The organism is Chamaesiphon sp. OTE_8_metabat_110 (assembly GCF_031382685.1).
Classification (GTDB): Bacteria; Cyanobacteriota; Cyanobacteriia; order Cyanobacteriales; family Chamaesiphonaceae; genus Chamaesiphon.
Map to the genome: position 1 here is coordinate 1 of NZ_JANMZA010000046.1, position 7,318 is coordinate 7,318.

Genomic DNA, 7,318 nt, shown 5'->3' on the forward strand with positions numbered 1-7,318 from the left:
GGACGCAGCGATTGAAATCGCCGCTGGTGATGCAAAGTCCGCGTAGGCGGACTACTCACATCTTGCACCAGTTATTACACAGACCTGTAGGTTGGGTTGAAGAATGAAACTAGAGCATACTCAACTTCAACTGATATAGTCTTGCAAAGCTTTGACTTCTAGGGGTTGGGATTGGAGCGATTTGATGGCGGCGGCGGTGGCTTTGGCTCCGGCGATCGTCGTCACTACGCCGATCTTGTAGACTAGTGCCGTGCGCCGGAGGAGTTTGCCGTCGGCTTGAGCTTCCTCGCCAGAGGGGGTATTGATAATCAGTTGGATTTGACCATTTTTGATGATATCGACTACATTCGGACGACCTTCATGGAGTTTGAGGACTGATTCGACGACTAAGCCGTGTTCTTCTAATACCTTCTGAGTACCGGATGTGGCGATGATTTTGAAGCCGAGGGCGATCAGATCGCGGACTACTGGCACGACAGCTATTTTATCGCGATCGCTGGTCGAGACGAAGACTTTTCCAGTTAGGGGGAGTTTCTGTCCGGCGGCAAGTTCGGCTTTGGCATAAGCCCGACCAAAATCGACATCGATCCCCATGACTTCGCCTGTGGAGCGCATTTCGGGGCCTAAGATCGTATCGGTACCGGGGAACCTGTCGAAGGGTAAGACGGCTTCTTTGATGGCGATATGGGTGGGAATGACTTCGGCAGTATAGTTCAAGCTGGCGAGGGTTTCACCAGACATAATCCGGGCGGCATAGCCCGCTAAGGGGACGCCTGTGGCTTTAGCGACGAATGGCACCGTGCGAGAGGCGCGGGGATTGGCTTCGATGATGTATACTCGATCGCCCTGGACGGCAAATTGGATATTCATCAGCCCGATTACTTTGAGGGCTTGCGCGAGCTGCACCGTCCATTGCCGAATCGTGGCTAGAGTCGGCTCGGAGAGGGAGACATAGGGGAGCGAGCAAGCCGAGTCGCCGGAGTGAATCCCGGCTTGTTCGATATGCTCCATAATCCCGCCGATGACTACCTGCCCGGATGCGTCCGCGATCGCGTCTACATCGACCTCGATCGCGTTCTCCAGGAACTTATCGATCAAAATGGGGTGGTCTGGTTCTACCTGCACCGCATAGGTCATATAGCGTTCGAGTTCGGTGTTGGAGTAGACGATTTCCATCGCGCGTCCGCCGAGGACATAAGAGGGGCGGACGACGACGGGATAGCCGATCCGATTGGCGACGTGGAGCGCATCGTCATAGTTGCGTGCCATGCCATTTTCAGGCTGCTGAATATCTAATTGGCGTAATACTAGCTCGAACCGTTCCCGATTTTCGGCCATATCGATCGAGTCGGGGCTGGTACCCCAAATCTTGGTAGTAATGCCCGTTTCGGGGGTTTGGGCGTCTAGATATGCTTGGAGGGGAACGGCTAATTTGAGGGGGGTTTGACCGCCGAATTGGATGATAATCCCTTCGGGCTGCTCGGCTTCGATGATATTGAGGACATCTTCTTTGGTGAGTGGCTCGAAGTACAGCCGATCGCTGGTGTCGTAATCGGTGGAAACTGTTTCGGGATTGGAGTTGACCATAATCGTCTCGAATCCCTGCTTACTGAGCGCATAGGCGGCGTGACAGCAGCAGTAGTCAAATTCGATTCCTTGTCCGATCCGATTGGGGCCACCGCCGAGGATCATCACTTTGCGACGATTCGAGGGGATAACTTCGGTTTCTAATTCGTAGGTGGAGTAGTAATAAGGTGTCTCGGCTTCAAATTCGGCAGCACAGGTATCGACTAATTTATAAGCAGGAATTACGCCTAGAGATTTGCGATAGGTGCGGACGATATCTTCGGTAGTTTTAGTTGCATAAGCAATCTGGCGATCGCTAAATCCTGCGCGTTTGACATCCCAAAGTTGGTCTCTAGTTAGGGATGTCAGTTGTTGAGTTTTGAGGAAGAATTCGGTGGTGAGGATTTCTTTGAGCTTGTCGAGAAACCACGGATCGACGCCAGTCAGATCGTAGATATCTTCAATTGACAATTTGAGCTGCATCGCATGGCGGATGCTAAAGATCCGATCGGGTGTCGGCGTCCGCAGCATCGAACGGACTTGCTCGATCGAGGGTAAGGTTTCATCGCGATCGCAGCCCCAGCCATAGCGACCGATTTCGAGCGATCGTAGCGCCTTTTGAAATGACTCTTTAAATGTCCGTCCGATCGCCATTGCTTCGCCGACGGACTTCATTTGGGTAGTCAGTGTTTGGGAAGAACCCGCAAATTTTTCAAAGGCAAAGCGGGGGATTTTAGTAACTACATAATCGATCGTCGGCTCGAAGGAAGCTGGCGTTTTTTTAGTAATATCATTAGGGATTTCATCGAGGGTATAACCGATCGCTAATTTCGCCGCAAATTTAGCAATTGGGAATCCAGTTGCTTTGGAGGCTAATGCCGAACTTCGGCTGACGCGCGGATTCATTTCGATAACGATAAATTCGCCCGTGTCGGGATGTACGGCAAACTGAATATTCGATCCCCCCGTCTCGACGCCAATTTCCCGAATGATTTTAATCGAAGCATCCCGCAACCGCTGATACTCTTTATCAGTCAAGGTTTGCGCTGGGGCGACGGTAATCGAATCGCCAGTGTGAATCCCCATCGGATCGATATTCTCGATCGAGCAAATAATTACCACATTATCTGCTAGATCCCGCATCACTTCTAACTCGTACTCTTTCCAGCCCAGGAGGGATTTCTCGACCAAAATCTGATCTACAGGCGAAGCATCGAGTCCGGTTTGAACGATCGCTTCAAATTCTTCTTGATTGTAAGCGATGCCACCTCCGGCTCCTCCCAGGGTAAAGGCGGGCCGAATAATCAGCGGGTACGTCCCAATCTGTTTACTCACTTCGCGGGCTTCTACGGGGTTAGTAGCGATGCCTGACGGACAAACTGGCACCCCGATCCGCGCCATTGCTTCTTTAAATAACAACCGATCCTCCGCCATTTCGATCGCGGCTAATTTCGCACCGATTAGTTCGACGCCATATTTTTCGAGGACGCCGCTTTTAGCCAGACTGACGGCAATATTTAGGGCTGTCTGTCCCCCCATCGTCGGGAGCAGCGCGTCGGGACGTTCTTTAATAATGACTTTTTCGACTAACTCTGGCGTCAGCGGCTCGATGTAGGTGCGATCTGCCGTCTCCGGATCGGTCATAATCGTCGCTGGGTTGGAGTTGACTAAAATCACCTCAAACCCTTCCTCTCGAAGTGCTTTACAAGCCTGAGTACCAGAGTAGTCAAATTCACACCCTTGTCCGATCGCGATCGGCCCAGAACCTAAGAGTAAGATTTTGTGTATGTCAGTCCGGCGAGGCATATTTATTTAGGGGGTAGATGGGAGATGGGAGATGGGAGATGGGAGATGGGAGGGGTAAGAGGTAAGAGGTAAGAGGTAAGAGGTACGGGGTGAAAATTATGAATTCCGAATCTATCTTAAGGGGTTTAGGGTGCTTGGTGAGAATTTTTTTGAGTCTAGACCGCCTGCGAAAGTAAAAACAAAATCTTTTCTATTATTGTTTTATCTGTAGTTTTCCCTAAAGCCTATAGCCCAAAGCCTAACTTTCGCAGGAAGTCTTTTGAGCGAAGGTGTCACGATCGGCTATAAATCGGGAACACTATAGCATGAGACGGTAATTTTGTAACGGCAGCAACAGATCGGTGGCTGCGTACTCAGTCGCTCGCACTTAAATTCAGGTTTGGCATTGCATCTCCCACGGACTCTTCAATTCTCGCTGTTGGTGGTAATCACCGTTTATTTACATCAAATTTCGGCACTTTCTAGATATTCGTACTAACTTATGACCACTCTCAATCCAGCATCAGATTTACAACAGGAGCAGCTTTGTCAACGACTCGTCCAATCTGTCAACCAGACGCTGACGACGCATCAACAACAGTTGCAACTCGAACGGGAACAGATTAAATGTTTGACTCAACTCCTCAGCTCGTGCGAGAACTTCAGTGTGGACGAACATTGTCTCAGTGCTGTCAAGCGATTGACAGAACTGCTCGATCGCCATCAAAAAGCTGCCGATCGGGTTTATGATGTCCTCACTACCCTGACGCAAGCCAAGGACGCTCAAGCTTTGACGCTCGATAGTCGTGGCGAACTGGCAACCTCGATGAAGCTCCAATTGGGCGAGCTGGCAAAACGATTGGGCATCGCGCGACTCTCAAAACTCTCATCGGCAACTCATCATCAGACCCAATGGTCGAAATTGATGGCAGCGCATCGCGACCCTGATGGTTATCAATGGCAGTTTCCTGGTTTCAAGCGGGGTTTTTTCCATCAGACACACTTACAAGTTGTTGGGACTAAGACTGTCAATCTTGTCACAGGTTCATCTTTAAACTAGTAACGATCGCTACAACTGCTGAGGCTACTGACGATATTTAATCACTCAGTAGCTTAGTAATTTTGCGCAGCAATTGTTCGGGATTTATGGGCTTCCAAAGATAATCATCGACATATTGCTTGCTAATCGGACTGATAATATCGTCTTTAGTGGCGAGTGCTAAGATCTCGACCTCGCCAATGGTACTCGATTTGCGGATATTGCCGATCGATCGATCGACCGTTTGGGCATCCAAAGCCAAGTCGATAATCAGCAGATCTGGCTCGAACATCGCTATTTGTCTGAATGAGGATTCGGCGGATAATAGCCACGTCACCTGATATCTGGCAGCGGTAAGAATATCACACAGGAAGTTAGCGATCTCTTCATCTTGTTCGAGCAAGACAATCCGGTTGGGAACTGGATTGAGTTCGGGATCTTGAAAAACTAATGTTTGCCCCATCGCCTGCCAGTCATTGCGATCTGATACTTGCAATGGCTGAGTCGCTAACCGGACTGTAAAAGTCGAACCAGAACCGACAATCGAATCAACTTCGATCGATCCACCGTGTAGTTCGACTAATTGTTGGGTAATTGCCAATCCCAATCCCATCCCCCCGAAATCGCGATCGAAGTTATGGTTGAGCTGATGAAATTTTTTAAATAATCGCGGAATTTGCTCGGATTCGATCCCGATGCCACTATCTTCGACTTCTAGGACTGCATAGCCATCTTCACTCCAAGCGCGGACGAGCACGGTGCCATGCGCTGGTGTGAATTTAATCGCATTAGTTAAAATATTTAATAATATCTGGCGCACGCGTTGGGGATCGCCGCAGAAGCGGAGATCGCGACCGTCATCTTGAGTTAACTCGCTGCCATCTTTGATGATTTGTACCTCAAGGTTTATCTTCCGAATCTCGGCTTTAGGCTTGACAACTTCTACGATTTGCTCGATCGATTTCGCTAGGGAAAATTCACTGACTTTCAGAAAAGTCTTACCAAATTCTAGTTTGTAAAAATCTAAAATATCATCGATTAATTCCGACAAATGTTCGCCACTATTGTTGATAATCTGGATGTAGTGCTGTTGGCGTTCGGTCAAATTGAGTAAAGGCAATCTCAGCAAAGTAGCTGATAAACCTAAAATACTTGTTAGTGGCGTTCTTAATTCATGACTTAGTAGAGCCAAAAATTCTGTTTTCGATTGATTTGCTGTTTGCGCGACAATCACAGCATCGCGGAGATCTTGAGTGCGTTCGCTCACTCTTTGTTCGAGATCTTGAGTATGCCAAAGGCTATCATTGTACAACTCAGTACGATCGATCGCCAGCGCTAAATGTTCGGCAACCTGTTGCAGAAATTGAGTCTCGCGCGGTTGCCAGTGACGTGACGAGTGGCATTGATGTGCGATCGCCAAACCCCATAGTTCCGACTTGACAACGATCGGCACTACCAGCTTAGACTTGATTTGCGATCGCGCCATCAATTCTAACATACATTCATTTTTGGCGTACTCCAGATCGACGCGATCGATCGCTCTACTCATCCCCTCTCGATATCGCTGCCACAGTTGTGGATCGTCAAAACAATCTTGGTGTTCGGTAATATTTAAAACCGAGTCAAGCTCCGCTGCACCTAACGACTCATAAGCAACTCTTCCAGTACCAGTATAAGTAGTAAAGTCGCGTCGGCAGGGTCGAGCGACTCTAGCATCGCCAAGCCCTTCAGCCCCGAAATCAAACTGATAGATAATCAATCGATCTGCGCGTAGAAACGTCTGTACTCGCTCCACTGTTGCTTGCAAAATGACCGATAAATCTAATGTTTGATAGATTTGCGTAATAATATTATTGAGTAAATTTGCCTGTTCTACTTGCGCTTGCAGATGAAGTTCGCGTTCGCTGCACATACTAACCGTCGGCGAATTACTTTTAACAATCGCATTCAATAATAATTGCGTAAAACAACTTTGCAGCTCGCAATTGTTAGTAAAATTAGGATCGGCAATTAACCCAACTGTTGAAGGCAAGTAGTCTAATAGTGGCTGAATAAATTCATCGATCGATGTCGGTTCAAAGCTGATTTCGATCGCGATTTGCTGCGAATTGTCTCGCTCTATGAGTGTCCCAGTTAATAATGCTTGAAAGCTGTCTGACTGGAGCAAGGAAAATTGCGGTGAATTTTGAAGCGATATCACTGCAAGAGTATCGCTGTCACTAATAGCCGACTCTGGGTGACATTGCAGTTGGGCATTCGTTACCAATCGGACTTCACCGCCGCAAGTAGAGCTGCTGCGATCGCAAATTATCTTTGCCATTTGTTGCCACAGATCGCGCACGATCTCAAACGTATTCAGGGGGTAATCACCCCGGATGGTAGAGGTCAAGTTAGACATTGGCGAAGCTGACGATCCAGATGGAAATTAATGTAAGTAGTAATTGACGATCGAACGTGAAGAAATTGTTAAGATACGAGCTAAAAATTCGCCGAATGTAAAATAGTTACCTTTCCGGTAACTCCTGTTGCTGCAAAGGCTTGTCATGGCAACAGCAATTTATTTTTTATCGGCCATATCTACTAGCTACTAGTCTAGCCCGATCTAGATTATTTTTAAGCAATCCTTAATTTTCATTACTGGAATGGGGGAGGAGGGAGGGGGAAAGGGGAAAGGGGGGATGGGGGGATGGGGGGATGGGGTGAAACTATTCAATTACCTCTTACCTCTTACCTTTTACCTCTTACCTCTTACCTTTTACCTCTTACCCATTCCATCTCCCATCTACCCTCCCTCCCCACTACCCATCTAACCCTCCCCACAACCCACAAACCCCAAAACCCAGATAAAAAGAAAAAACAATTTGAGGATAAAAACAGTTGGAATGAGTATTAATATTTTAATGCCACGAAAGAGTAGTTATAAAATTG

Annotated in this window: 3 protein-coding genes; 1 reads left to right on the forward strand and 2 read right to left on the reverse strand. The window is 48.0% G+C overall.

The features are described from left to right. Window positions 1-126: 126 nt before the first annotated feature. On the reverse strand, window positions 127-3,372 hold the full coding sequence (carB, locus tag RMO52_RS01885; protein WP_310410405.1) for a carbamoyl-phosphate synthase large subunit: 3,246 nt from the start codon (window positions 3,370-3,372) through the stop codon (window positions 127-129). 481 nt (window positions 3,373-3,853) lie between these two features. On the opposite strand from carB, the gene RMO52_RS01890 reads away from it, so the two are divergent. Continuing rightward, window positions 3,854-4,411, forward strand: a complete 558-nt coding sequence (locus RMO52_RS01890; protein ID WP_309741154.1) for a hypothetical protein — start codon at window positions 3,854-3,856, stop codon at window positions 4,409-4,411. Window positions 4,412-4,448: 37 nt separating this feature from the next. Here the strand turns inward: RMO52_RS01890 and RMO52_RS01895 are convergent, their stop codons facing one another. Continuing rightward, entirely contained in the window at window positions 4,449-6,788 is a 2,340-nt protein-coding gene (locus RMO52_RS01895) for an ATP-binding protein (RefSeq protein ID WP_310410407.1), read from the reverse strand. Window positions 6,789-7,318: the final 530 nt, after the last annotated feature.

Bases quoted from the DNA above. Each gene is read 5' to 3' on its own strand.
- carB (WP_310410405.1), bottom strand. From the start codon at position 3,372: ATGCCTCGCCGGACTGACATACACAAAATCTTACTCTTAGGTTCTGGG.
- RMO52_RS01890 (WP_309741154.1), top strand. From the start codon at position 3,854: ATGACCACTCTCAATCCAGCATCAGATTTACAACAGGAGCAGCTTTGT.
- RMO52_RS01895 (WP_310410407.1), bottom strand. From the start codon at position 6,788: ATGTCTAACTTGACCTCTACCATCCGGGGTGATTACCCCCTGAATACG.